A 23,120-nucleotide genomic window follows, 5' to 3' on the forward strand; every position below is an offset into this window, starting at 1 on the left:
CATCCCCTGAACGATACACCGTTCTATTTAATAATATCATCTGCAAGAATTGCAAGAATCGCGCCCATATACCACAACGCTTGCCTGATCATTCGAGAAACGCACTTGAGTTATTGCTTTACATGTAATGTGTTGCGGTTAATGGCAGAAAGGCGACTTCCCCCGTTATTCGCGGCCCGGTAACTTTTTCCACGTCACTTTGTCGCGTAGATAAACAGGTTTTACATCACTAGCCACTTGTACGTCACCTTTATTAGCAAGTTGCTCAGCAAGAGGCAGCATGTAAACCGCATCAGGAAATTGAATAGATACCTCATGATCTATAGGTAGCAATGCCTCAAGTGGCGGATAAGCCTGCCAGCCGGTACCGACAGGCTCAAACCCATCAATAGCGTCACCTTGGTTAGCAGCAATGGTGTCTTTAATAAGCTCTACCGCGATTTCAGGAGGACACACTTGCTCTGCAACCACTTCTTTTAATGAACCATTTTCAGATTTGTAGATGGCAAAATAAACCTCGCCCATGCGGGCATCGGTAGCACACACAACCCACACAACCTGCTTGGTTGTAGTTTGCTCAGTGGCTAGCGCTTGTTGCGCCATAGCCGCAAGCGTGCTTACACCTGCGACTTTTAAGCCACTACCCAGTGACAAACCTTGAACCATGCCGGTAGCAATACGCACGCCGGTAAAGCTCCCCGGGCCTCGGCCAAATGCCAATAGGTCTAAATCGGCCAGCACTAGGCCTGCATCTTTTAACACTTCATCCAACATAGGCAGTAAACGCTGGCTATGTTGCTGTGGACAAATTTCAAATCGTGAAACCACCTCGCTGTTAGTATTAAGTGCTACTGAACAGGCTTCTGTTGCCGTATCTATGGCTAAAACTTTCATTCTTTACTCTTCATCAATTCTTGCAAGGAAAGACTCTACTTCGTCTAAACTGCGGGTTCTTCGCATATTCGGCAAACTACCTATAAAGGTTTTCGCATAAGGTTTTGTGACTAAACGATTATCGCAAATAACCAATACTCCCTTATCGGTAGGGTCGCGGATTAATCGACCAGCCCCCTGCTTTAAGGCAATAACGGCCTGAGGTATCTGAATAACACCAAATGGATTTGCGCCACGTTTTTTAACGTCGTCCATTCGTGCTTGTAATAGTGGATCGTCTGGTGATGCGAATGGCAGTTTATCTATCATAACGCACACCAAATCATTACCTCGAACGTCCACACCTTCCCAAAAAGCGCCAGTGCCCATTAATACCGCTTTTTCATCAGCCAGGTAGGCATCTAATAGCGCCTGTTTAGTCGTTGTGCCCTGCACTAATAGTGGGTTGTCAATTTCATCTTCTAGCTTACCGGCAATTTCACGCAGCATGGCGTGGCTGGTAAACAACAAAAAGCATCGGCCTTTACTGGCTTTAATCAACCTCTTTGCGGTATTCAACAAGGTTTCACGCATAGAAAAACTGTTCGGCTCGGGCAAATACCGAGGTACACACAACATGGCTTGTTCAGGGTAGTTAAAAGGGCTATCTAAGCCTAGCGTTCTTGAGTCTTCTAATCCCATCCGGCGTTGAAAATGTTCAAAACCGCCGTTAACCATCAAGGTCGCCGAGGTAAATACCCACCCGCGAGGAGGCGATGCTACAAAACGGCGGAACTTAGCAGCAATCGATAACGGCGTTAAATGCATAATCAAATGGCGAGTGGTAGTTTCATACCACAAGCTCACATTTTCTTGTTTTTCATCACTTAACGAGTCGAGTTGTTCCCTCACCGACACAATTCTTTCGTACAGATTATCTAAATCTTTATCTCGACCAATGTGCAATTTACACACTTCATGCAGCACCCCTAGCGCTTCTGCTAGTTTGCCCACTTCTAAGCGCACATCATCACGCATTAAGGCTTCAGCCCAATTTCCTCGCTGGGTAGTATCGGGGAATAACAGGCGTAAATCGGCAGCAATCATGCGGCATTTGTCGGCAGCTTTATCTAACTGCGCTGCGTCTTTCAACACAGTTCTAAAAATAAGGGTAATATCTTTGGCTAAATCTTGAATTTGGCGCGTGGAAAGCGATTCACCAAAGTAGTCTGCGGCAATATCAGGTATTTGATGGGCTTCATCAAATATAATGGCGTCGGCTTCTGGGATAAGCTCTCCAAAGCCGGTATCTTTTAATGCCATGTCAGCGAAAAACAAGTGGTGGTTCACCACAATAATGTCGGCATCCAAGGCTTTACGCCGTGCCTTAACCAAATAACACTCTTCATAATCGGGGCAGTCGCGCCCAAGACAGTTATCAACGGTAGACGTAACTAATGGCAACACTCGCGCATCTTCGGGTAAGCTTTTGAGCTCGCCCATGTCGCCAGTTTTTGTGGTGGTAGACCACAGCTTTACTTCAGACAACTGCCCTAACACGTCTTTCTCCACTAACGTGGAGTTGCCGCCATGTTGTTCTAGTCGGTGCAAGCAAAGGTAATTAGCACGACCTTTTAACAGTGCGGTTTTACGTCTGCTGCTAAGGGCTTTTTTCACCAAAGGTAAATCTCGATGAAATAGCTGCTCTTGCAGGTTTTTCGTTCCCGTCGACACAATCGCTTTGCCTTCAGCTAACAGCGCAGGGGCTAGATAAGCGAAAGTTTTCCCCGTACCGGTCCCGGCTTCAACCACTAGGCTACCGGTTTCATCAATGGCTTCTTTTACCGCCTGCGCCATTTCTGTTTGCGCTTCACGGGGAACAAATCCATTGATGGTTTTTGCAAGTAAACCCGTGGAAGAAAAGATGTCATCGATAGTTGGCATAGTGTACTTAACGTAAAAGTGAATATTTGGCCGCTAGGCCATAAAGCGGTGCATTATGCCAAAGTTTTTCGAAAAATGGTTGGTATTCGCGAAAATTCCATACCGAATGACAGATTTCATGCCCTTCTGAAGCCGACTGTTCACACATTAGCAATCCATACCTGATAGCCCCAAGGGTCAATTTGAACAGGCTTCTCGATATGTAAGTGTTCGGTTTGGCTTGATAGCTCGTGATGGGAGGTATTTGAATCGAGCGTGCACTTAGAATAAGTGCCATTAAGTATAGGGTCGTTAAATGTAACCTTGCACAAAGCGTCTGAAAAATTGATGATAATTAATACCTTATTGTGTTCATCCATTCTTACAAAGCTAAATACCTGTGACATACAATCACTTGGTACCTGAATCATACGGGCACCAAATTCGCCATTACCCAAGGCAGGAATAGATTTTTTTATCTTAATTAAGGCGTTGTACAAATCACCGATACGGTGAGGCTGCCATTCAATAGGGTCACGTTCAAAAAACGCTAAACGCTTTGTTTCACCTGCTTCTTGGCCATTATGAATTAGCGGCATACCTTCACCCAATACCGATAATACAATTGCAGCCTCTAACGCATCGCCAAACTGCTCTCGCTGGGTGCCATCCCACGCATTTTTGTCGTGGTTGCTCACAAAAGTCATTCGATAAGCACTGTGCGGCCACGCCCGTTCATTCCATGAATAGTATTTTCTTAGTCTGTCGAGAGAACATCGACCATGGGCGAGCTCGTGCATGGTTTCATTCCAGCTCCATGCATAAGTCATGTTAAAGGCAGTTTCGTGTAAATCGCGATTTTCCCACTCGGCTAACATAAATACCGGCTTTATTGCATCTAAGGCAACCCGCGCTTGATGCCAAAAGTCGTTTGGAACATAACCGGCTACATCACATCGAAAACCATCAATATCAAAGCATTCTACCCAATAGCCCATGGCGTTAATCATATACTCACGTAGCGCAGGTTGGTCGTAATCAAACTCGATAATATCTGACCAGTCCCACCACGGAGATGGGCGAAATGCACCGTGATGATCTCTGGCATACCAGTGCGGATGCGTGTCGACCAAGGGGTTGTCCCAGGCACTATGATTAGGCACCCAGTCTAAAATAACTTTCAAATTCCGTTTGTGCGCTTCTTGTACTAACTCTTTAAAGTCGTCTGCATTGCCAAATTCGGGGTTAATGCCCAAGTAGTCTTTAACCGCATACGGGCTGCCAAGCTTACCTTTGCGATTTTTTTCACCAATAGGATGAACAGGCATAAGCCAAAGGATATCGACACCTAAATCACATATATGACTTAAGCTACTTGTCACTTCTTTGAATGTACCAGATGCTGAAAACTGGCGAGTATTCACCTGATATATAACGGCATTTTTCGACCATTCGGGCTGCGTTACACGATAAATTTTCTTGGGTGCTGTCTGATATGTCATCTATACATCCTTTTTCTGACAAACGATTCCTGTTTAAAACTGAGCTCTTAGAAAATAGGCAAACCAGATACGCCAAGCAATAGCACCCAAGTGCCAAAGAAAAGCTTAAGTTTTTGGGGTGAAAAAGCCAACACAACAAACTTGGCTAGCATGCCACCAATAATAGCGCCCGCGCCTGCAAATATCACTACGTCCCAAACTACGGCATGGGTTACTAACACGTGATAAATCACAGCGCCCCATACGGTAAAGGCTGACAAGATAACAGCTGCTGCGATGGCCATAGTGACATTGAACCCTCTGATGATGAGATAGACAGCCACCAACTCGCCTACCCCCACTGAAAGCCAAGCAGTAACAATTCCACCGAAAAAAGATACAAATGGCAGCGCCACAATATCAAGTTGCTCAGCATCTTGTTTTAAGGCAACCCGCTTTAAGAAAGGAATAGAGGCAAAAATAGCCACGGCAAGCAATATAGAAAATGCGCCAAACCCCAAGTGAATTTGTTCTATTCCGCCTTTAAAAGGTGAAAGAGCAGTAAACGTTTCTGGCCCAAACTGCGCAAGCCAGACGCCGCACAGTGAAGCGGGTACGCTTAGCATTAAACTTGTAGGCAACGCACGCCACTGACTATCGGTTTGATGATGACAGCGTTTATATCGCCACCACGTTATAGCGCCAGCTGTCATACCGCAGCATTGAATAGCGAAACTGGTGGCCACCACACTCTGAGGTGAAAATTGTAAGTGGTTAAAGAAAGGAACAAACACCACGCCCCCACCAGCACCGGTAGCGTTTGCGAAAATAGCGCCAATGATGCCAAGCAAACTAAAAAGGCTATTCTCAGCGATGAGAATAAGCGGCGTGGATTGAGAAAAAATCACCGCTACCCACAGCACAAGCAAAAGAATTTTAAATGGGCTTTGTATTACCCATTGAGATAAACGATTCAACACATTCCCCTAAACGACGCATGGAGATGAAACTCTCGTGTACAGCCAATGCTTTTATTTAAACAAATCACGACGGCAAAATGCCCAATGCCTACTAATATTACTAGGTAGTCACCGTTTTATCCTTTGAACTTTATGTTAGAAACCATTTCACTCCATGGTAAGAGGAGGTTACGGCTTACGCCTAACCGTTCAGCCAGCTGGCAAGATACTAAGTGGCTGATGTTGATATTTGCCGTTGTAGTCTTCACTATCGCTATTGGCTGGGCGGTGGTAGGAGTTTGGGTGATTTTACCCTTTGCTGGTATAGAAGTCGTATTGCTTATTTTTATCATGTACCAAGGTTCCCGCAGTACGTACCGGTGGGAAACCCTTGATATTGAGCCCCACACGATTCACTTTTGTACCCGCCACCGCACTCTCTCTTTCACTCGTCCGTCAGCGCATATTATATTTACCGAATCTGAAAACGATTGGCACCTACCCATCGTCACCTTAGTGGATGGTGAACAACGTATTGTCTTGGGGGAGTTTCTTAATCTTGAAGATCGCGCATTACTCAAAGAAACACTAGATAACGAAGGCATTATGGTATGCCGGAATCATTGGTGGAAAACCTAGCCTTGGTTCTTACTTCTTGTAGTTTAGCTTGCGCGTACTGCTTTCATTTTAGCGCTAGTTTTGGTGAGGTGAAGCGAAGTTTAAATTAAATTTAATATCCGCTTTTCCGCCCGTGAACTACAACTAGTAATGTCTACTCGTGTTATATCGGAGAACAATCATGAATCTGTACATAGAGTCAATTGAAGGCGGTAGCTATTTAGCGGCGACAGGATTAGGTGCATCCCGCACTTTAGTAAGAGACAAAACGTCTCGGCCAAAAACTTTTCATTGTCTAAATGAGATTAAAGACCACTTTAATTCTGAAGAGTTTGAACATGTTTGGCTCCGTCAAACCACCCCTTACGAGGAAATGGTAGGTCAATCACAGATTCCAGATGCGCTGGAACTCGAAATTGATTGGCACCGATAGCAGCTCTCTAGTAGCTCTTTTTTAACTGTCCTTCTTTTAACTACTCTGTTGTGAGCTGAACTGGTTTTAGCCATGACATGGCTCACACGACAGAAAACATTCAATACTGGTTAAATAGACCTAGTTGAATAGATGTTACTTACTCGGTAAAGTGGCTGATTATCATCTAACAGGACAATATGATGAAGTTCAGCCCACGTGCTTTTAGCTTAGCGCTTTTACTTACAAGTTGTTTAGTAGGGCTAACCACGCCAGCCTTTTCCGCCTCGGTTTTCAAAGTGAGTAACGGCGAAAACACCCTCTATATTGGCGGCACGCTTCACCTACTTAGCGAAAGTGATTATCCTCTTCCAGATGCCTACAACACCGCTTACCAACAGTCAGAAACGTTAGTGTTTGAAACAGACTTAGACGCCTTAGAAACACAAGAATTTGCGCAGTCTATGATGAAACAGCTAACTTACAGTCAAGGTAACAGCCTAGCTAATGATCTTTCGGAAGAAACCCTAGCCAATTTATCAGCACACATGGAAGCACGTGGTTTATCACTTTCTAACTTTATGATGTATAAGCCTGCATTTTTAAGTATTACCTTAAGCATGATTGAACTTCAAATAATGGGGCTAACCAGTGAAGGCGTAGATAAACATTTCTTTAATCGTGGCAAAAATGACAATAAAACCATTCTTTGGTTAGAAAGCCCCGAACAGCAACTTTCGTTTATTCAGAAAATGGGTAACGGCGATGAAGATGCGTTTATTCAATACACCCTTGAAGACGTTGAAACACTCCCACAGGTTTTACCAAAAATGAAATCGAGTTGGAAAGCCGGCGACATCGATAAAATGTACGAAGAAAGCATGGCCGATTTCAAGTCCGAATACCCTGATATATTCGATACACTTTTATCATCTAGAAACAAAGCTTGGATGCAATTTTTAGTAGAAGCATTGGCAACTAAACCCACTGAATTTGTGCTAGTAGGTGCATTGCATTTGCCCGGTGAGTTGGGTGTATTGAATATGCTAGAACAGCAAGGTTTCGATGTTGAAAAGGTGCAATAGCAATAACATTTACATTCAAAACTAACCTTTGAGCACATTTTTTGCGTACTAGGATTGTAGTGACATGCAATAAACGATTAAACCGATCTGTTTAGGTTTTTTTAATACCTAAACCCAAAGTTTAGATAGTACGTTTTAAAATTGAATCAAAGGAAAAAATATGAATTTCAAAAGCTTAACTTCACTTTCATTGGTAGGTTTAGTTTTACTTGCTGTAACTGGCTGCGCCTCTATGGGTGACGGTAGTGTTGCTGAAAAGCGACAAGCTATTTTAGATATGCAGCAAAATGCATTGGCTAGGTTATACACTGAAAAGCCTGATACCCGTTCTCAAGTTCGAGATGCGGCAGGCTACGCGGTATTCACGAATGCAAATATTAACGTCATTTTCTTTGCGGCCGGCACGGGTTACGGCGTTGTGAACAACCAAGTTACTGGCACGAAAACTTACATGAATATGGCCGAAGGCGGTGTTGGTCTTGGACTCGGAGCGAAAGATTACCGCGTAGTAATGGTTTTCCACACGCAAAAAGCCATGAACTACTTTATCGAAAATGGTTGGACAGTAGGTGGCAACGCTGATGCTGCGGCTAAAGCGGGTAACAAAGGCATGTCAGCAGAAGGCGAAGGGTATTTGGGCAATGTAACCGTGTACACCATGACTGAAAGCGGTTTAGCCTTACAAGCTACCGTGAAAGGTACCAAGTTTTGGGTAGATAAAGAACTTAACTAGTAGAAACGGTGTTAACAGTAATAATCGGGTGCTGTCCCTTTTAATTTTTTAAGGAATTCAGCGCCTGTCTTCTATTTCAAATCACAATGATACTTCCACGCTCTGCTACCAATCTCGAACGTTGATTTCATTACCAAAATACAACATATTAGTACTGAGAAAATTCAGGCTTTGCCTTCGCAGGGTCACTCAACGATTATAGCCCAGTGCATACGCTACACCTTTGTTGTTGCGTTGACTTGAGGTAAACACCTTTAATTTCACAACTATTGATTTTGAGCGGTGTTAAACGAATTCAAAGGAAAACCATGGACTTTACTAATAAACACACGGTTAGAGTTACATCGTATTTACTCTTCTTGCTGGCCGCTACCCAGGCGCTTTACACCCTACTTCGCATGGCCGACATCGATTTTCCACGCCAGCTATTCTGGGGAACAGAAAGTATTATTTTTACCTTCCTTATGGCATTTGCTGGCGCCGCGATGGTGCGCGCAAAGCATTACCACGTAGGATGGTCTGCCATTGCATTTAGTGCAGCGCTTAATTTAGTACAAGTGAGTGTTGGCCTTACTATGTTTACACCATTTCGCGAAGCTACAACGCAAAACGAGAGCCTAGGACCTTTAGCGGGTGCAGTAGTGGCCTTGTCTTTCATGATTTATTACGCAGCAAAGCTCTTGCTAGGTTTTGCGGCACTTATTTTCGGCATCGCAAAAATGCAAGATGGTGCTAAGCCCTTAGGTGGAGTGACTGCGGTAGTGGGTGTTGTTGCCATGCTTGCCAATGGAATTTTGATTGTATTGGGCCGTAACGCCTTCTTACCTTCGGCGGTTGCTGGTGGGTTTGGTGTCCTCGCAACCTTGCTTCTAGGTGTCTGCCTGTTAAGTATTAAACACCATGATGAACAGTAAATTTTAACATCAGCTGATAACTTCCCCTCACTATGACTAACAGACATTTGGAAAGATAATGATTATTAGAAATGCAGTTTTAGAAGATTCGCCCAAAATAGCTGAAATCTATAATTTCTATGTTGCTAATTCCTGTATCACTTTTGAAGAAACTGAAGTTTCTAGCGAAGAGATGTCTAATAGATTAAGGAAAGTGTCAGAATCTACTTTACCATGGATAGTTGCCATCGAAGACGAAGCAGTTATAGGGTATGCATATGCCACTAAATGGAAAGAAAGAACCGCATATCGATTTTCTGTAGAGTCGACGATTTACCTTTCTAACGAAGCCCAAGGAAAAGGGTTAGGCACTGAACTCTATGAAGCACTTTTAGATAAACTTAAACGTCTGGGTATCAATAGTGTAATCGGTGGCATCACTCTACCTAACCCCGCCAGTATTGGTTTGCACGAAAAATTAGGTATGGAAAAAGTAGCTCATTTCCCTAAGGTTGGGTTTAAATTTGGTGAATGGTTAGATGTGGGGTATTGGCAGCTGGGCCTTCACACTTAGGGCTTTTAGAAGCATTCTTTATGTTCAAGTTGGCTATTAAGTAAATTGTGTACAAATTTAGAAGTTAAAGGTTACATAAAATCAGGGAATAGTATTTTTATGGAAAAGCGTTCAAAAAGCTCTCATTTTTGTTTGGTTACTGGGTTTATCCTGCTATCTAGTGGCTGTCATTCAATTAAAGACATGCATGATTGTTCAGCGCGAGTCTTTGAAATGCGTCAACAGGTAGTTGATGAGCAAGTATATGAGAACGACTTATTTTTAGAGACCGACGATCCAGATCGATATAAGGGTTCTAATGGGAAAGTTAACCTTGCTCTAGACTTACTGCTTAGTGACGAATTTGAATTACCGCCTCAACCACCTCGCTTACCGCCAATAACCTGCGATTAATCAATTAGTCTAAAACACTTGATTTTTAAACTAAAGTTGAGTGCCCAGCCCCTATCCTGTAGCCACCGAAGTGATAATATTTGGTTGTGATTTGTTACTTTCCTTCTAAACGCTTACGGGTATTAATATGACAACGCTACTTTCTTTAAATGCAGATGATTTACTTATTGTTACTGGTATTGCGCTTATGTTTATCAGTTATGCGTTTTTACTGCCTACTGAACTAAAGCGTGCAATTAAAAGCAGCGGCAACAAATAATATAAGCTTACTGAATGTAATTTTGTTCTGCAGAGTTACTTAAAGGCGGCATAAGAGAGATGACAGGAATGAACCCGAAAGCCGCCTGCACAGTTAAATAGTAATATCCACATGCTTAATGCCCCGCGGTATTTTAGTGCCCGTTGCATCTGAGGTATTTAACTCACGGCTTTCACGTTCGTCCAATTGCTGCCCTATTGATTTGTCGTCTTGCTTGTCTTTTTGCTTGAGTTCTTTTGTATTAGCTTGGTTGTCTTCTTGTTGAAGACTCCCTTGTTGGCGATTTTCTTGGTTGCTTGGGTGCTCATTCTTTTCGTTTTGCTCGTGCCGTTCACGCTGTTCCATTTCATCAACGATATGTACTTCATCATGCTGCTCTTTTTCGTCTTGATTGAGCGCCTCCGACTTTTCGCTGCGCGCCACTTTTTTTACCCGGTTATCTGTTTCTATGGGCACTTTGGTATTGCGCGGTAAAATGGAAAAAATTAGGTCATTACTCATGGCGACTCCAACCCGTAAAGGTCAATTCTGTGATATTTCATCCTGAACACTACCTAATAGGGAAAACGATCACATTGGCTCAGATCAAAAAGTTTTACTATATACATATTAAATTAGACTGAAACTGTAAAAAGAGTTCACTTTCGCCTTGCAAAATCGGGGGCAAACCGCTAATGTTTCAGCCGTTCGGAAATAGGTATTAAGAAATCAAATGAATAACTGCGCTGTAAAACATCACCACCATCATAAAGCATAGCCTTTCAGGTTCGTGCTGGAAGGTCTATTATTCCTTCCAGTGGCGCAGATAGAAAAAATTCTCGACCCCCGGAAGGAAACTTCCGGGGGTTTTTCGTTTTAGGCGTAATCGTTAAGACAGTAAAAAGTAGTACAACGTGTAAGGAACGTTTCAATGAGTAACAGCAAAAGACTTCGAATTGCCATACAGAAATCAGGCCGTTTAAGCGATGACAGCATCGCTCTACTTAAGGCTATTGGCATAAAATTGAACATTCGTGATCGCCTGCTGATTGCGCATTCTACCAACGAGCCTATCGATTTGTTACGTGTTCGCGATGACGACATTCCGGGATTAGTTATGGATGGCGTAGCCGACCTTGGCTTCATTGGCGAAAACGAGCTAGAAGAAAAGATGTTAGAACGCAAAGCGGCTAACAAGCCTTCTGACTATGAAGTATTGCGTCGTTTAGACTACGGTGGTTGTCGCTTGTCTATCGCCGTTCCTACTGAAATGGACTACACCAACATCCAGTCTTTAGAAGGCAAGAAAGTCGCTACCACTTACCCATTCCTACTAGAGCGTTATTTTGCAGAGCAAAAAATTAACGCCAAAGCAGTCATGCTTACCGGTTCGGTTGAAGTTGCACCTCGCGCAGGCGTTGCCGATGCAATTTGTGATTTGGTATCCACAGGCGCAACCCTTGAAGCGAACGGACTTGTTGAAGAAGATGTAATCTTCCGCTCAAAAGCAGTGTTAATTCAACGTGCCGACGGCAACATGAGCGATGAAAAGCAAGCCCTTATTAATCGCCTTATGCCTCGTATCGACGGTGTATTGCTAGCGAAAGAAAGCAAGTACATCATGCTTCACGCACCAAAAGCTTACCTAGAACAAGTGAAAAGCTTGTTACCGGGCGCTGAAAACCCAACCGTATTGCCTTTGTCTGGCAATGAAGAGCATGTAGCTATTCATGTTGTTTCTACTGAAACCCTATTTTGGGAAACCATGGAAAAACTAAAAGCATTAGGCTGCTCTTCAATATTAGTAATGCCTATCGAAAAAATGATGGGCTAAAAGGCAAAAGATTATGATTATCTGGTCATCTCTATCAAAGCTTGAGAAAAAAACAGCGCTTTCGCGCCCGGCTATGGCCAATAGCCTACAGTTAAAACAAACCGTGGGCGAGATTATCGCTAGCGTAGAAAGTGAAGGCGATGCAGCCGTTATCAACTTCACTCGTAAGTTTGACTGCCCTGATTTGCAGTCGTTGGTGTTGTCGCAAGAAAACATCGACACGTTAGCAAGCTCGGTTACCGCAGAAGTAGCTGGCGCTATTGACATTGCATTTAACAATATTAAAGCGTTTCACGATGCGCAGTTGCCAAGTGATATTGCCCTAACCACTACACCTGGTGTGAACTGCGAATTACGCTTCACACCTCTTGATGCGGTAGGTTTGTATATTCCAGGTGGTAGCGCTCCTTTGCCCTCTACGGTATTGATGTTGGGTGTGCCTGCACTGGTAGCCGGTTGTGAAAACAAACTGCTTTGTACGCCACCCAACAAGCAAGGCTTAATTGCCCCTGAAATTGCGTATGCCGCAAGAAAATGTGGCATTGAAGCCATATATCTTTGTGGCGGTGCACAGGCCATTGCAGCCATGGCATTAGGTACAGACTCTATACCGCAAGTTGATAAAATATTCGGCCCGGGTAATAGCTTTGTGACTGAAGCCAAACAGCAGGTAAGCTTACGTGCTGATGGTGCAGCAATCGATATGCCAGCAGGCCCGTCTGAAGTATTGGTATTAGCAGATGAATTTGCCGATGCTGAATTTGTTGCTTCAGACTTACTTTCTCAAGCAGAGCATGGCCCAGATTCTCAAGCCATTTTAGTGTCTAACAGCGAAACCTTAATTGAGGCAGCAAAAGCAGCGGTTGAACGCCAATTGTCTACGCTTTCACGTGCCGATATTGCTCGCCCTGCGATGGAGAATGCCCGCTATATTTTGGCAGATTCAGTAGATGACGCCATTTTAGTAAGCAATGCTTATGCGCCTGAACACTTAATTGTGCAAATAGAAGATGCTCGCAGCCTACTGCCGAAAATCAAATATGCAGGTTCGATATTCCTAGGCCCTTGGTCGCCAGAATCTGCCGGTGATTATGCCTCGGGTACAAACCACGTATTACCTACCTACGGTTATGCGAAGAACTACTCTAGCTTGGGTTTGCTCGACTTTATGCGTCGCTACACTATTCAAGAGTTATCAGCAGACGGCATGCGTAACTTAGGCCCCGCTATTATGGTCTTAGCCAGCGCTGAAGGCCTTGATGCTCACGAACAAGCGGTAGCGCTGCGTATGCAAAAGCTAACAAACGTTACCAATAAGGGAGATGCTTAATGCCTGCTCTTGTTGATACGCTTATTGATAACCTGATTAATGCTAATTTGGTGCCGCTTAAGCCTTATGAGTCGGCAAGGCGTTTATATTCAGGCGGCCAAGATTGGCTAAATGCTAACGAGTCGCCCTATGCGAATGAGTATGACATAGATGCGAGTAACTTTAATCGTTACCCGTCGTGCCAGCCATCATCAGTAGTTGAAAGCTATGCGGCTTATGCAGGCATTGATACTTCACAATTGATTGTTACCCGTGGTGCAGACGAAGGCATTGAATTACTGATTCGTACCTTTTGCACCCCAGGCAAAGATAATATTGTTATTTGCCCGCCTACTTACGGCATGTACGCGATTAGCGCAGAAACCTGTGATGTGGGTATTACGACAGTGCCACTAAAAGGCGATTTCAGCTTAGACGTTGAAGGCGTGTGTGCAATCGATAACGCTAATGTTATTTTTATTTGTGCACCAAACAACCCAACAGGTACACAGGTTGCCAGGGAAGATATTTGGGCAGTACTCAACCACTTTTCTGATAGTGCACTAGTGGTGGTTGATGAAGCTTATATCGAGTTTGATGCCGAAAATACCTGGGCAAATGAAATAGCGAATTTCCCTAACCTAGTAGTATTACGCACGCTGTCAAAAGCCTTTGCGTTAGCAGGGCTACGCTGCGGGTTCACGTTAGCCCAAGCGCCCGTTATTCAAGCACTACTCAAAGTGATTGCACCTTATCCTATTGCAGAGCCTGTGGCACAAATTGCTGCACAGGCGTTATCTACTGATTCACTGACATTAATTCAGTTGCAAGTAGATACTATCAATAGAGAAAAAGACTTATTGGCAGCGGCCCTTGCTGATATCGACGGCTTTGAATTGGTAGGCGATAGAAAAGCCAATTTTGTGCTATTTCGTTACGCACGTGCCAGCGAGCTAATGCCATATTTAGTGAGCAAAGGGTTATTGATACGCGACCAATCTAAACAGCTTAATCTTACAAATTGCTTGCGTGTAAGCATTGGTACTGAAGAACAAAACCAGCGTTTACTGCAACTGATCAACGAATTCATAGAGGAGCTAGCGGCATGAGTCAGCAAGCCATTTTATTTATCGACCGCGACGGCACGTTAGTAGAAGAGCCGCCAGTAGATAAGCAGCTAGACAGTTTGGAAAAGCTGGTTTTCGAACCTAATGTTATCCCTGTGCTGTTAAAACTAAAAGCAGCAGGCTTTAAGTTTGTGATGGTAACCAACCAAGACGGCTTAGGCACAGACAGCTTTCCTCAAGCTGATTTCGACGCGCCGCATAATGCCATGATGGCCATTTTCAAAAGCCAAGGCATTACGTTTGACGATGTGCTTATTTGCCCGCACTTTGAAGAAGACAACTGTACCTGCCGTAAGCCAAAATTAGGGCTAGTAAAAGACTACCTTCAACAAGGTAAAGTGGATTTTACCCGTTCATACGTGATTGGCGATCGCATGACCGACATGCAACTTGCCGAGAACATGGGTATTAAAGGGTTGCAATATAACCCTGAAACCTTGAACTGGGACCACATTCAAAAAACCTTGTTGTCGTCTTCACGTATTGCCGAAGTTATCCGCACCACCTCTGAAACCGACATTAAAGTACGCGTAGATTTAGATTCTACCGAAAAATCGCACATTCACACTGGCTTAGGTTTCTTCGACCACATGTTAGATCAAATTGCGACCCACGGTGGTTTTGAGTTAAACGTAACCGTAGATGGCGATTTGCATATTGATGATCACCACAGTGTGGAAGATACCGCATTAGCCTTAGGTGAAGCACTTAAGAAAGCCTTGGGTGATAAACGTGGTATTGGCCGTTTTGGTTTTGCCTTGCCTATGGATGAGTGCCGCGCTGAGTGCATCATGGATATTTCAAACCGCCCTCACCTTAAGTTCGATGCTGACTTTAGCCGCGACCAAGTGGGTGAAATGGCCACTGAAATGGTGCCACACTTTTTCTATTCATTGGCGCAAAGCATGGGGCTGTCGCTCCACCTTTCCACCAGCGAAGGCAATGCTCACCACCAGGTAGAAAGCTTGTTCAAAGTATTTGGTCGTGCGTTGCGCCAAGCCATTACGCGTCAAGGCGATGCATTGCCTAGCAGTAAAGGAGCGCTTTAATGCCTGAAGTACAAAAATCGCAAAGACAGAAAATTGTCATTGTGAACACAGGTTGCGCGAATATTTCATCGGTTCGCTTTGCGTTAGAACGTTTAGGCGTAACCGTTGAAGTGTCTGATAACAAAGATGTGATCACTCGCGCTGATAAAGTCTTTTTACCTGGTGTTGGAACTGCCGCTGCGGCCATGGCAAGTATTACCCAAAAAGACCTATCAAGCACATTGCAAAGCCTAACCCAGCCTGTATTAGGCGTGTGTTTAGGTATGCAATTGATGGTAGAAAGCAGTGCTGAAGGTAGCTTAGAGAACCGCTTAGGAGACTCGCAGGATGATATTCCTTGTTTGTCGCTAATGCCTGGTCATGTTGCGCGTATGGAAGCGAATGGCTTACGTTTACCGCACATGGGTTGGAACACGGTTTCTCATAACGACGACACCTTGTTTAAAGGCATTCCACAAGATACCTATTTCTATTTTGTGCACAGCTTTGCCGTACCAGAGTACGCCCATACTTTAGCTAGCTGTAACTATGGTAACCCGTTTTCAGCGGCCATTAACAAAGACAATTTCTTTGGCGTACAATTTCACCCTGAACGTTCCAGCGATGCTGGTGCGCAACTACTGACTAACTTTGTGAACCTATAATGATTATTCCAGCAATTGATCTTATCGATGGCAGCGTAGTGCGTTTGTATCAGGGCGACTACGAGCAAAAAACAAAATACGAATTCGATCCAGTAGACGTGGTAAACGACTATGCCGACCAAGGTGCTACTTGGTTACACATTGTTGATTTAACTGGCGCGAAAGATACCAGTAAACGCCAACTTACTTTGATTAAATCAATGGTAGATACCAAGCGCATGCAGTTTCAAGCGGGCGGCGGTATTCGAAGTGAAGAAGAGGTGGCACAGTTACTCGACATTGGCGTAAGCCGCGTGGTAATTGGATCACTCGCGGTTAAACAGCCTGAACTAGTAAAATCGTGGGTAACCAAATACGGTGCCGAACATATCGTGTTGGCCCTAGATATTAATATTAGTGAAAACGGCGAGAAGTTAATTGCCACTCACGGTTGGCAGGAAAACTCTGGGGTAGCCCTAGAAGACTTGCTAAACGACTTTGCATCGGTAGGCGCTACACATGTGCTGTGCACCGACATTAGCCGTGACGGCACCCTACAAGGCGCTAACGTTGAACTTTACGAAGAAATGAGTGCTCGCTTTCCTAACGTTAGCTGGCAAGCGTCTGGCGGAATAGGCAGCTTAAACGACATTTCAGCGTTGAAGCCCACTAACGTTGGCGGAGTTATTTTAGGTCGTGCCTTGCTTGAAGGTAAATTCACCGTGAAGGAGGCTATCGCATGTTGGCAAAACGCATAATTCCTTGTTTGGATGTTCGCGACGGTAAAGTTGTTAAAGGCGTTCAATTCAGAAACCACGAAATTATTGGCGACATTGTCCCTTTAGCAGAACAATACGCCAAAGCAGGCGCTGACGAACTGGTGTTTTACGATATTACTGCAAGCTCAGATGAGCGAGTGGTAGATAAAAGCTGGGTAAGCCGCATAGCACAGGTTATCGACATCCCCTTTTGTGTAGCGGGCGGCATTAAAAGCATTGAAGATGCTGGGCGCATTTTAGAAATGGGCGCAGATAAAATTTCAATTAACTCCCCAGCCCTAAACAACCCTGCATTAATTAATGCCATGCATGACGTGTACGGCCAGCAATGTGTGGTTATTGGGGTAGACAGCTTTTACAACGAGGCCACTGGTCAATACGAAGTGTATAAGTTTACTGGCGATGAGAACCGCACTCAAAAAAGCCAATGGCAAACCTTAGACTGGATTAAAGAAGTGCAGTCACGTGGTGCCGGTGAAATTGTGCTTAACTGCATGAACCAAGACGGTGTACGAAAAGGCTACGATATTGCACAGCTAAGTGCTGTGCGTGAAGTGTGCGAAGTGCCCCTTATTGCCTCTGGCGGTGCCGGTGAAATTTCACATTTTAACGACGTATTTCAACAGGCCGATGTTGATGGCGCCCTCGCCGCCTCAGTATTCCATAAAGGCATTATTAACATTGATGACCTAAAAGCCGATTTAACCGCTAATGGCGTACCTATGCGTAAGCGTCATGCCCTACCAAACGCACAAGGAATTAAGCCGTGATTGTAACTTCCGAAAACAGTAATACCCTAGCGTGGGAAAAAATGGATAACTTGCTCCCCGCTATTGTACAAGATGCCCTTTCAGGCAAAGTACTCATGCAGGGTTACATGAACCAAGATGCCCTAACTACCACCTTAGAAAGCGGTAAAGTAACCTTTTTCAGTCGTTCTAAGCAGCGTTTATGGCAAAAAGGAGAGACATCTGGCAATACGTTAGATTTGGTGAGCGTGGCCGCCGATTGCGATTTCGATTCGTTATTAGTGTTAGCCAACCCTAACGGCCCAACATGCCACACAGGCGTTGAAAGCTGCTGGTTTGAGGGGAATACCCCTAGCTTTACTTTTCTTGCTGATTTAGAGCGCTTATTGGCTGCCCGTAAAGGCGCAGATCCGAAAAGCAGCTACACCGCCAGCTTGTACAATAAAGGTATTAAACGTATTGCACAGAAGGTGGGTGAAGAAGGTGTTGAAACGGCACTTGCTGCGACGGTACATGACAAAGAAGAGCTTAAAAACGAAGCCGCTGATTTGTTGTATCACCTAACCGTATTGCTACAAGCGAGTGATATGTCCCTTGATGATGCCTTATCGGTATTACGTGAACGTCAAAAATAAGTGTTAAGGCTATTCGCCTGCATTTAGTTCGATATACTGTAATATAACGAGCTTAAGAAAAGAGCAAATTACTCTCGTAATTTGCTCTTTTTTATTTTAATCACCCGCTCTTTCTACTCAAGCACTGTCCCAATATTTATCTCCCCTCGCCGTGTTGTTTGGGCCATGGAAACGTTAACTCTTTTGTAGCAACTTATCTTCAAGTCGAGAAATTTCTTGTCTTCTACCTAAATCGGCAAGTGGGCGATCTCTTCTAGCAGGGGCTTGACTGGCTTTTTTAACATACGCTCGAGCTTGATCGTACTCTCCATTGTCATACAAAAATTCGGCGTAGAAATAGTTTGGATCAATACCATCAGGGTTTATTTCCAGAGCGTGCTCTAACAGCTTTTTCGCTTTTTTGTCACTGCCAAAGCTAATCGGCCAACTCGGTAGCTTATGATAAAGCACCCCTAAGCTCGTTATGGCTGATCCTGCTAAGGCTTTTTCGTCCAGCCGCATTGCATGCTCAAAACACTTGCGCGCGGCTTTAGCGTATTCAAGTGCACCTAAACCGCCTTTAACCCCTGCCGCGCTCGATTGAATGATACCCAGCCAAATGATAAATTCAGGGTTGTTAGGGTCTTGCTCAACAAAAAGCTTCGCTTTTTCAATAAGCGGAGAAAAAGCGCTTTCTTTTTGCTTGTCCGCCAACACATAGTTGATATGTGCCCACTCATGTTGAAGCACGGAAAGAGGAGATTGAGCCTCTTGCTGCAATAACGGCGTCAATACATCGCTTGACGATTGATTTACATCATCTTGTGCAAATGCGTAATTCACATCGCTTAAAGTTATTATAAGTAGGGCGATTTGGGTTACGAGGGCTATATTTTTCATCATGATCACTCCGGTATTAAACCAACTTGCTTGATAAGTCATTGTTGTTTTGCACACTGTTTAGATGCTGGTTCGGTTCACTCTTGCTGAAAGTATGCCGTTTAATAATGGACAGCTGCTTTGCTAACGCGTTATCTACTACGTTTGGAAGGATGGCATTTAATTTGGCAAAGCACCGCTCAGCAAAGCCAATGCTAAGCCGCGCTTTATCTTGCTCTAGCAATTTTATGAGTGCTTGAGCAACAACGTCAGGTGTATCAACTTGATTACCAAGCGCTTGATTAAGTGCCACTACTCTTTCATCATTAATAGCCGTATATGTTGCTCGGGGGGCTAAATAGTGAAACTGAATATTACTGCCGTGATATTCACGATGCAGCGATTCAGTCCAGCCTTTAAGCGCAAACTTAGTCGCGCAATAGGTGCTGTGAGCGGCAAAACCAATACTGCCAAATGCAGAACCTACATTGACCACATGTGCGTTGGGTCGCAACGCTAAACATGGAATTAACCCTTGGGTGAGCAACATCGGAGACAATAGATTCGTTGTTACCACTGACTCCACTGGCGCACTTGTAAATTCACCAACATGAGTCGTGCCGGCATTGTTTACCAAAATACTTACCGGTAATCGCTCGCATGCGTGAATGAGTTTCTCCCGCCCTTCGTGAAGTGAAATATCCGCTGTTAAAAAAGTATGATGATGCTTGAGGGACTGTTTTAGCTGTTTCAACTTTACTTCATTTCTGCCAGTCAAAATAAGGTGTGCGCCTTTTTCATCAAGCGCTTTGGCAAAGGCTTGCCCGATGCCACCACTTGCACCGGTGATCAGTATCACTTGGTTTTGCCATTCAATATTCATAATGCTTTACCTTGAATTAAACTTACCTGAAACCGAGGTGAACGAATCATGCAATTTGTGCAATGGGACGCAAGCCATGCTGAGGGGTAAGTTCCCGAAAAATATCACCATATAAGCGATAAAACATATTGGCGCTACGTATGATCATGGCCTGCTCTTGGGGATCTGATATTTTATTCATCAAACTCTCAAAGAAAACGATATGTTCTTGGTCAAGGGTGCCGTGTGAGGTTAAATATCTGAAAGCAGATTTTGGTAGCGATAGCTTATCTTTAATTTGTTGGGCAGCGGCATCAGCCAACGCAATGCTTGTGCCTTCAAGTACGAATACCATTCCAAAGAAGTAAAGTGGGCTTTTACGTGCAATTGCGTCAAACGCATAGGCAACCATAAGCTCGGTAGCCGGAGCCGGATGGCCATGGCGTGCTTGCTCTTTGTCTACTCCACATGCGGCTAAATCGTTTAGGATCCACTCTTGATGTCCCATTTCCTCTTCAATGTACTCACCAATAGCTTCACGAAGCCACTCTTTGTCTTCAGCCAATTTTGCGCCGGTTGCCATAAGTAGTGGCACCGTAAATTTAACGTGGTGATAGGCCTGCTGAAGGAAAGCGATATAATCATCAACCGAGAAGTTGCCACTAAAACAGCGCTGTATTATTGGCGCTTGGAGAAAGGTGCTTCTAGCTTGCTCGGTACTATCTTGCAGTTGTTGATAAAAAGACATTATTTACTCTCCAAGGGTAATGTGTTGAGTCGCACTCTTTTGAGCGTGCGAGAAAAAACTAGATGTCGCATACAGTGCCGCTATATTGTTACTGTAATAAGCGATCACGCTGTCTCGTTTGATCTTACCCGTTTGGGTAAGTAATCCATTTTCTAATGTGAAGGGTGCAACGACATCAAAGTCTTCTACTTGTGCATAATCTGGTAGATGCTGATTAATTAATGCTGTGGCTTTGCGTAATTCATCAATCGAAATATGCGGGGACGTTGGTACTAGCAGGGCAACACAATAAGGGCGAGCCTCACAGAATATAAGTACCTGTCGCAATACCCCACTCCCCATCAGTAAGGACTCAATCCATTCAGGCGATACGTTTCTACCTGAGCTGTTAACCATAATATTTTTCTTACGTCCGCTTAGAGTCAGTACCCCATCGGTAATTGTGCCAAGGTCTCCGGTTCTCACCTGTGTAGGATAAAAACTTTCTGGTTGATTCAAATATCCTAAAAAGTGGTTGCCGGTCACGACAATTTCGCCGTTGTCGATACTAAGTGTATTGTGGCCTAGCGCTTTACCTGCAGAACCCGGCACATTGCACTGTGGAGTATTCAACGTAGAGACAGAAACAGCCTCAGACAGGCCGTATCCTTCATAGACAGGTAGACCTTTCGCTCTTGCTTGAGCCAGTACAATAGGTGAAACATGCGCGCCGCCCACAGCGATAAAAGTTAACGACACCGGCGGCAGCCAGCCTTTTAAGCAGGCTTGTAGAAGCATCATGAGTAATTCTGGCACTAAGATAATTGAGGTTGGCTGGAGACTGTCTATGAGGTCTAGTAATGCGTGTGGATTCACAAGACGACTACCCTCAAACCCTCTGGCACTCGCTGACGCAAGCTCCACAGTACCGCCATGAAATAATGGCGCGTAAATACCCGCTATGTTTTCGAGCAATGTAGATAAAGGCAGTAAGCACAAATGGTGGACATCATCTTGTTCAAAAGCGCCATCAATAGACTTAGCAACCCGCCACTGGGATTCGCTAGAAAGGCATACACCTTTTGGCGTGCCTGTTGACCCAGACGTGAAGGTAATTTTATTGGTACCCGTAGGCATAAAAACTGCCGTAGAGTCTGAAACAAGGGCATAGCCAATAATGTTTAAGCTATCACTTAAAATCTCCTTCTTCGAAGAAGGAAATAACGTTAATGCCTCGCTTGTGAGTAGGTATTCACACTGACTTTCTTCGATAACATGTCGCTGCTGCGTTTCGCTGAAAAAAAGTGGAATAGGTACACAGCAAACTTGTGCTTGCTGGCACGCGAGATCACTTACCACCCAAGCAAAACTATTGTCAAAAGCGATGCCTATACGACTAACATTGTTGTTTATAATCCAATTGGCAAGTTGCGCGACTGCTTCTTTAAGTGCCAAGTACGTCAACGATTTACCTTTATGCTTCAGCGCAATATCGGTGTCGTCACCGTTTAAATAGTGTTTAAGCAACATGGGATGCTCCTTTGTGCTCGCAAACTAAGGTATCGCTTAACTGCTGTTCGCTATCAGAAGCAGCGACGAGCCCAATCGCTTGTAGATAATATTTACGAAGCGGTGCGCTGCGCATCACATGATGGGTAACATTTCTAAGAGATAGGGCCATTACTTGCGGTGCTGTGTCGTAGTACGCCCCCCAGTCGTCATGATTGGAAACCAGCTTTTTAGCATCCGCGTCAGCCAAGGCAGTAAGCGAAATACCGGCGCCTTGTAGAAGTTGTTTTAGCTGCTTGGTCGCGCTAAACACGAGATGCTTTTTACCGAGTTGAGAGAATAAAAAGCACAGTGAAAGTAAAAGAGGTAGCGTATATCGAGATGAACTACTAAATAAGTTACCCACCTCCACTATTTCGTGTCTTTTCGCACTAATTCCATGGTGCTGCAGTGCGCTTTCAATGGTCATAACTAGGTATTGCTCAATGAAAAGTACGTGGTTCATACTTCCAGTAGCACCGCATCTCGCACCGACGGCAGCCTTAATTCCATTAACTTCAAGCGCAAACAGCATAGGCATGAATGAAGTGATGCGCGCGTTATAGCGCGTAGCGAAGCCATTAGAAATAAAGGTTTCAATTTGCTGCCTTGCTGAGTGAGTAACATTTGCAGCAACGAAAGTAAGCGATGTGCGCAATTTTATATGCTGAGAAGTATCCACATCATCGCTTAGATTAGGTGCTACCGAAAAAGTAAGGCTCATACATACACTCTTGTGTTCTTTGTTAGTATGAGTATTGACGTACTAGCTTAAGAGAACCTTAAGTTAGTCATTGTTTTTAGTAAGGCTAGATAAAAAGTTATCACGCTGAAATAC

26 protein-coding genes and 1 other annotated feature are annotated in these 23,120 nt (G+C 44.2%); of the genes, 16 read left to right on the top strand and 10 right to left on the bottom strand.

The genetic code is table 11. The features are described from left to right. Positions 1 to 165: 165 nt before the first annotated feature. From tsaB to AVL57_RS12595, 4 genes are all read right to left on the bottom strand, one after another. A complete protein-coding gene (tsaB, locus tag AVL57_RS12580; protein WP_057790849.1) occupies positions 166 to 894 on the bottom strand; it encodes a tRNA (adenosine(37)-N6)-threonylcarbamoyltransferase complex dimerization subunit type 1 TsaB in 729 nt (242 codons plus the stop codon). Between the two features lie 3 nt (positions 895 to 897). Continuing rightward, positions 898 to 2,817, bottom strand: a complete 1,920-nt coding sequence (gene yoaA, locus AVL57_RS12585; protein ID WP_057790847.1) for a DNA repair helicase YoaA — start codon at positions 2,815 to 2,817, stop codon at positions 898 to 900. A 140-nt stretch (positions 2,818 to 2,957) separates the two neighbouring features. Next, the gene (locus AVL57_RS12590) at positions 2,958 to 4,298 is read right to left on the bottom strand and encodes an alpha-amylase family glycosyl hydrolase (protein ID WP_057790845.1); all 1,341 of its coding nucleotides are present in this window, start codon (positions 4,296 to 4,298) and stop codon (positions 2,958 to 2,960) included. A 47-nt stretch (positions 4,299 to 4,345) separates the two neighbouring features. Further along, on the bottom strand, positions 4,346 to 5,254 hold the full coding sequence (locus AVL57_RS12595; RefSeq protein ID WP_057790843.1) for a sulfite exporter TauE/SafE family protein: 909 nt from the start codon (positions 5,252 to 5,254) through the stop codon (positions 4,346 to 4,348). A 135-nt stretch (positions 5,255 to 5,389) separates the two neighbouring features. Here AVL57_RS12595 and AVL57_RS12600 point away from each other — a divergent pair, with 135 nt between their 5' ends. The 8 genes from AVL57_RS12600 (at position 5,390) to AVL57_RS21425 (ending at position 10,203) form a co-directional block, all read left to right on the top strand. Continuing rightward, complete coding sequence (locus AVL57_RS12600) at positions 5,390 to 5,875, top strand: DUF2244 domain-containing protein (RefSeq protein ID WP_057790841.1); 486 nt, start codon at positions 5,390 to 5,392, stop codon at positions 5,873 to 5,875. A gap of 160 nt (positions 5,876 to 6,035) precedes the next feature. Next, positions 6,036 to 6,287, top strand: a complete 252-nt coding sequence (locus AVL57_RS12605) for a DUF6482 family protein (protein WP_057790839.1) — start codon at positions 6,036 to 6,038, stop codon at positions 6,285 to 6,287. Between the two features lie 179 nt (positions 6,288 to 6,466). Then, positions 6,467 to 7,351 (top strand): TraB/GumN family protein, encoded by an 885-nt coding sequence (locus tag AVL57_RS12610; protein ID WP_231519235.1) that lies wholly within the window; start codon positions 6,467 to 6,469, stop codon positions 7,349 to 7,351. Positions 7,352 to 7,511: 160 nt separating this feature from the next. Beyond that, positions 7,512 to 8,084, top strand: a complete 573-nt coding sequence (locus AVL57_RS12615) for a lipid-binding SYLF domain-containing protein (protein WP_057790835.1) — start codon at positions 7,512 to 7,514, stop codon at positions 8,082 to 8,084. 308 nt (positions 8,085 to 8,392) lie between these two features. Beyond that, positions 8,393 to 8,998, top strand: coding sequence for a hypothetical protein (locus AVL57_RS12620; RefSeq protein WP_057790833.1), 606 nt, complete (start codon positions 8,393 to 8,395; stop codon positions 8,996 to 8,998). 58 nt (positions 8,999 to 9,056) lie between these two features. After that, positions 9,057 to 9,551 (top strand): arsinothricin resistance N-acetyltransferase ArsN1 family B, encoded by a 495-nt coding sequence (locus AVL57_RS12625; RefSeq protein WP_312038619.1) that lies wholly within the window; start codon positions 9,057 to 9,059, stop codon positions 9,549 to 9,551. A gap of 99 nt (positions 9,552 to 9,650) precedes the next feature. Then, positions 9,651 to 9,944: a hypothetical protein gene (locus tag AVL57_RS12630; RefSeq protein ID WP_057790830.1), complete on the top strand. Its 294-nt coding sequence runs from the start codon at positions 9,651 to 9,653 to the stop codon at positions 9,942 to 9,944. A 127-nt stretch (positions 9,945 to 10,071) separates the two neighbouring features. Then, positions 10,072 to 10,203 (top strand): hypothetical protein, encoded by a 132-nt coding sequence (locus AVL57_RS21425; RefSeq protein WP_257721359.1) that lies wholly within the window; start codon positions 10,072 to 10,074, stop codon positions 10,201 to 10,203. A gap of 93 nt (positions 10,204 to 10,296) precedes the next feature. Here the strand turns inward: AVL57_RS21425 and AVL57_RS21195 are convergent, their stop codons facing one another. After that, a complete protein-coding gene (locus tag AVL57_RS21195; RefSeq protein ID WP_063456897.1) occupies positions 10,297 to 10,704 on the bottom strand; it encodes a hypothetical protein in 408 nt (135 codons plus the stop codon). A 231-nt stretch (positions 10,705 to 10,935) separates the two neighbouring features. Then, positions 10,936 to 11,054: a sequence feature (His leader region), on the top strand. Between the two features lie 59 nt (positions 11,055 to 11,113). Here AVL57_RS21195 and hisG point away from each other — a divergent pair. The 8 genes from hisG to hisIE are packed head-to-tail and all read left to right on the top strand — an operon-like array spanning position 11,114 to position 18,287. Beyond that, complete coding sequence (hisG, locus tag AVL57_RS12640) at positions 11,114 to 12,016, top strand: ATP phosphoribosyltransferase (protein ID WP_057790828.1); 903 nt, start codon at positions 11,114 to 11,116, stop codon at positions 12,014 to 12,016. A 13-nt stretch (positions 12,017 to 12,029) separates the two neighbouring features. Continuing rightward, on the top strand, positions 12,030 to 13,346 hold the full coding sequence (hisD, locus tag AVL57_RS12645; RefSeq protein WP_057790826.1) for a histidinol dehydrogenase: 1,317 nt from the start codon (positions 12,030 to 12,032) through the stop codon (positions 13,344 to 13,346). Further along, entirely contained in the window at positions 13,346 to 14,434 is a 1,089-nt protein-coding gene (hisC, locus tag AVL57_RS12650) for a histidinol-phosphate transaminase (protein WP_057790824.1), read from the top strand. Before hisD ends, hisC begins: the two co-directional genes overlap by 1 nt. After that, entirely contained in the window at positions 14,431 to 15,501 is a 1,071-nt protein-coding gene (hisB, locus tag AVL57_RS12655) for a bifunctional histidinol-phosphatase/imidazoleglycerol-phosphate dehydratase HisB (RefSeq protein ID WP_057790822.1), read from the top strand. Before hisC ends, hisB begins: the two co-directional genes overlap by 4 nt. Beyond that, the gene (gene hisH, locus AVL57_RS12660) at positions 15,501 to 16,145 is read left to right on the top strand and encodes an imidazole glycerol phosphate synthase subunit HisH (RefSeq protein ID WP_057790820.1); all 645 of its coding nucleotides are present in this window, start codon (positions 15,501 to 15,503) and stop codon (positions 16,143 to 16,145) included. The genes hisB and hisH overlap by 1 nt, the downstream gene beginning before the upstream one ends. Continuing rightward, positions 16,145 to 16,882, top strand: a complete 738-nt coding sequence (hisA, locus tag AVL57_RS12665) for a 1-(5-phosphoribosyl)-5-[(5-phosphoribosylamino)methylideneamino]imidazole-4-carboxamide isomerase (protein ID WP_057790818.1) — start codon at positions 16,145 to 16,147, stop codon at positions 16,880 to 16,882. The genes hisH and hisA overlap by 1 nt, the downstream gene beginning before the upstream one ends. Next, positions 16,864 to 17,673 (top strand): imidazole glycerol phosphate synthase subunit HisF, encoded by an 810-nt coding sequence (gene hisF / locus AVL57_RS12670; RefSeq protein ID WP_057790816.1) that lies wholly within the window; start codon positions 16,864 to 16,866, stop codon positions 17,671 to 17,673. The genes hisA and hisF overlap by 19 nt, the downstream gene beginning before the upstream one ends. Then, complete coding sequence (gene hisIE, locus AVL57_RS12675) at positions 17,670 to 18,287, top strand: bifunctional phosphoribosyl-AMP cyclohydrolase/phosphoribosyl-ATP diphosphatase HisIE (RefSeq protein ID WP_057790814.1); 618 nt, start codon at positions 17,670 to 17,672, stop codon at positions 18,285 to 18,287. Before hisF ends, hisIE begins: the two co-directional genes overlap by 4 nt. Positions 18,288 to 18,461: 174 nt before the next feature. Here hisIE and AVL57_RS12680 read toward each other — a convergent pair whose 3' ends face one another. From AVL57_RS12680 to AVL57_RS12700, 5 genes are read right to left on the bottom strand one after another with little or no spacing between them, the layout of a single operon-like run. Further along, on the bottom strand, positions 18,462 to 19,169 hold the full coding sequence (locus tag AVL57_RS12680; protein ID WP_232363270.1) for a tetratricopeptide repeat protein: 708 nt from the start codon (positions 19,167 to 19,169) through the stop codon (positions 18,462 to 18,464). Positions 19,170 to 19,182: 13 nt separating this feature from the next. Then, positions 19,183 to 20,028 carry an SDR family oxidoreductase gene (locus tag AVL57_RS12685; RefSeq protein WP_057790812.1) on the bottom strand — a complete coding sequence of 282 codons (846 nt, stop codon included), beginning with the start codon at positions 20,026 to 20,028 and terminating at the stop codon, positions 19,183 to 19,185. A 46-nt stretch (positions 20,029 to 20,074) separates the two neighbouring features. Continuing rightward, positions 20,075 to 20,755 carry an iron-containing redox enzyme family protein gene (locus AVL57_RS12690; RefSeq protein ID WP_057790810.1) on the bottom strand — a complete coding sequence of 227 codons (681 nt, stop codon included), beginning with the start codon at positions 20,753 to 20,755 and terminating at the stop codon, positions 20,075 to 20,077. 3 nt (positions 20,756 to 20,758) lie between these two features. Next, positions 20,759 to 22,264: an AMP-binding protein gene (locus tag AVL57_RS12695; protein WP_057790808.1), complete on the bottom strand. Its 1,506-nt coding sequence runs from the start codon at positions 22,262 to 22,264 to the stop codon at positions 20,759 to 20,761. Next, complete coding sequence (locus AVL57_RS12700) at positions 22,254 to 23,006, bottom strand: thermostable hemolysin (RefSeq protein WP_057790806.1); 753 nt, start codon at positions 23,004 to 23,006, stop codon at positions 22,254 to 22,256. Before AVL57_RS12700 ends, AVL57_RS12695 begins: the two co-directional genes overlap by 11 nt. Positions 23,007 to 23,120: the final 114 nt, after the last annotated feature.

It is taken from the genome of Alteromonas stellipolaris (assembly GCF_001562115.1).
In the GTDB taxonomy this organism is placed as follows: Bacteria; Pseudomonadota; Gammaproteobacteria; order Enterobacterales; family Alteromonadaceae; genus Alteromonas; species Alteromonas stellipolaris.

What these genes read in the sequence shown, in the direction of transcription:
- AVL57_RS12600 (WP_057790841.1), top strand. Translation starts at nt 5,390, where the DNA reads ATGTTAGAAACCATTTCACTCCATGGTAAGAGGAGGTTACGGCTTACG.
- AVL57_RS12695 (WP_057790808.1), bottom strand. Translation starts at nt 22,264, where the DNA reads ATGTTGCTTAAACACTATTTAAACGGTGACGACACCGATATTGCGCTG.
- hisH (WP_057790820.1), top strand. Translation starts at nt 15,501, where the DNA reads ATGCCTGAAGTACAAAAATCGCAAAGACAGAAAATTGTCATTGTGAAC.
- tsaB (WP_057790849.1), bottom strand. Translation starts at nt 894, where the DNA reads ATGAAAGTTTTAGCCATAGATACGGCAACAGAAGCCTGTTCAGTAGCA.
- AVL57_RS21195 (WP_063456897.1), bottom strand. Translation starts at nt 10,704, where the DNA reads ATGAGTAATGACCTAATTTTTTCCATTTTACCGCGCAATACCAAAGTG.
- hisC (WP_057790824.1), top strand. Translation starts at nt 13,346, where the DNA reads ATGCCTGCTCTTGTTGATACGCTTATTGATAACCTGATTAATGCTAAT.
- hisG (WP_057790828.1), top strand. Translation starts at nt 11,114, where the DNA reads ATGAGTAACAGCAAAAGACTTCGAATTGCCATACAGAAATCAGGCCGT.
- AVL57_RS12610 (WP_231519235.1), top strand. Translation starts at nt 6,467, where the DNA reads ATGATGAAGTTCAGCCCACGTGCTTTTAGCTTAGCGCTTTTACTTACA.
- AVL57_RS12620 (WP_057790833.1), top strand. Translation starts at nt 8,393, where the DNA reads ATGGACTTTACTAATAAACACACGGTTAGAGTTACATCGTATTTACTC.
- AVL57_RS12685 (WP_057790812.1), bottom strand. Translation starts at nt 20,028, where the DNA reads ATGAATATTGAATGGCAAAACCAAGTGATACTGATCACCGGTGCAAGT.
- AVL57_RS12700 (WP_057790806.1), bottom strand. Translation starts at nt 23,006, where the DNA reads ATGAGCCTTACTTTTTCGGTAGCACCTAATCTAAGCGATGATGTGGAT.
- AVL57_RS12605 (WP_057790839.1), top strand. Translation starts at nt 6,036, where the DNA reads ATGAATCTGTACATAGAGTCAATTGAAGGCGGTAGCTATTTAGCGGCG.
- AVL57_RS21425 (WP_257721359.1), top strand. Translation starts at nt 10,072, where the DNA reads ATGACAACGCTACTTTCTTTAAATGCAGATGATTTACTTATTGTTACT.
- hisB (WP_057790822.1), top strand. Translation starts at nt 14,431, where the DNA reads ATGAGTCAGCAAGCCATTTTATTTATCGACCGCGACGGCACGTTAGTA.
- hisD (WP_057790826.1), top strand. Translation starts at nt 12,030, where the DNA reads ATGATTATCTGGTCATCTCTATCAAAGCTTGAGAAAAAAACAGCGCTT.
- yoaA (WP_057790847.1), bottom strand. Translation starts at nt 2,817, where the DNA reads ATGCCAACTATCGATGACATCTTTTCTTCCACGGGTTTACTTGCAAAA.
- hisF (WP_057790816.1), top strand. Translation starts at nt 16,864, where the DNA reads ATGTTGGCAAAACGCATAATTCCTTGTTTGGATGTTCGCGACGGTAAA.
- AVL57_RS12625 (WP_312038619.1), top strand. Translation starts at nt 9,057, where the DNA reads ATGATTATTAGAAATGCAGTTTTAGAAGATTCGCCCAAAATAGCTGAA.
- AVL57_RS12680 (WP_232363270.1), bottom strand. Translation starts at nt 19,169, where the DNA reads ATGATGAAAAATATAGCCCTCGTAACCCAAATCGCCCTACTTATAATA.
- AVL57_RS12590 (WP_057790845.1), bottom strand. Translation starts at nt 4,298, where the DNA reads ATGACATATCAGACAGCACCCAAGAAAATTTATCGTGTAACGCAGCCC.
- AVL57_RS12690 (WP_057790810.1), bottom strand. Translation starts at nt 20,755, where the DNA reads ATGTCTTTTTATCAACAACTGCAAGATAGTACCGAGCAAGCTAGAAGC.
- AVL57_RS12615 (WP_057790835.1), top strand. Translation starts at nt 7,512, where the DNA reads ATGAATTTCAAAAGCTTAACTTCACTTTCATTGGTAGGTTTAGTTTTA.
- hisA (WP_057790818.1), top strand. Translation starts at nt 16,145, where the DNA reads ATGATTATTCCAGCAATTGATCTTATCGATGGCAGCGTAGTGCGTTTG.
- AVL57_RS12630 (WP_057790830.1), top strand. Translation starts at nt 9,651, where the DNA reads ATGGAAAAGCGTTCAAAAAGCTCTCATTTTTGTTTGGTTACTGGGTTT.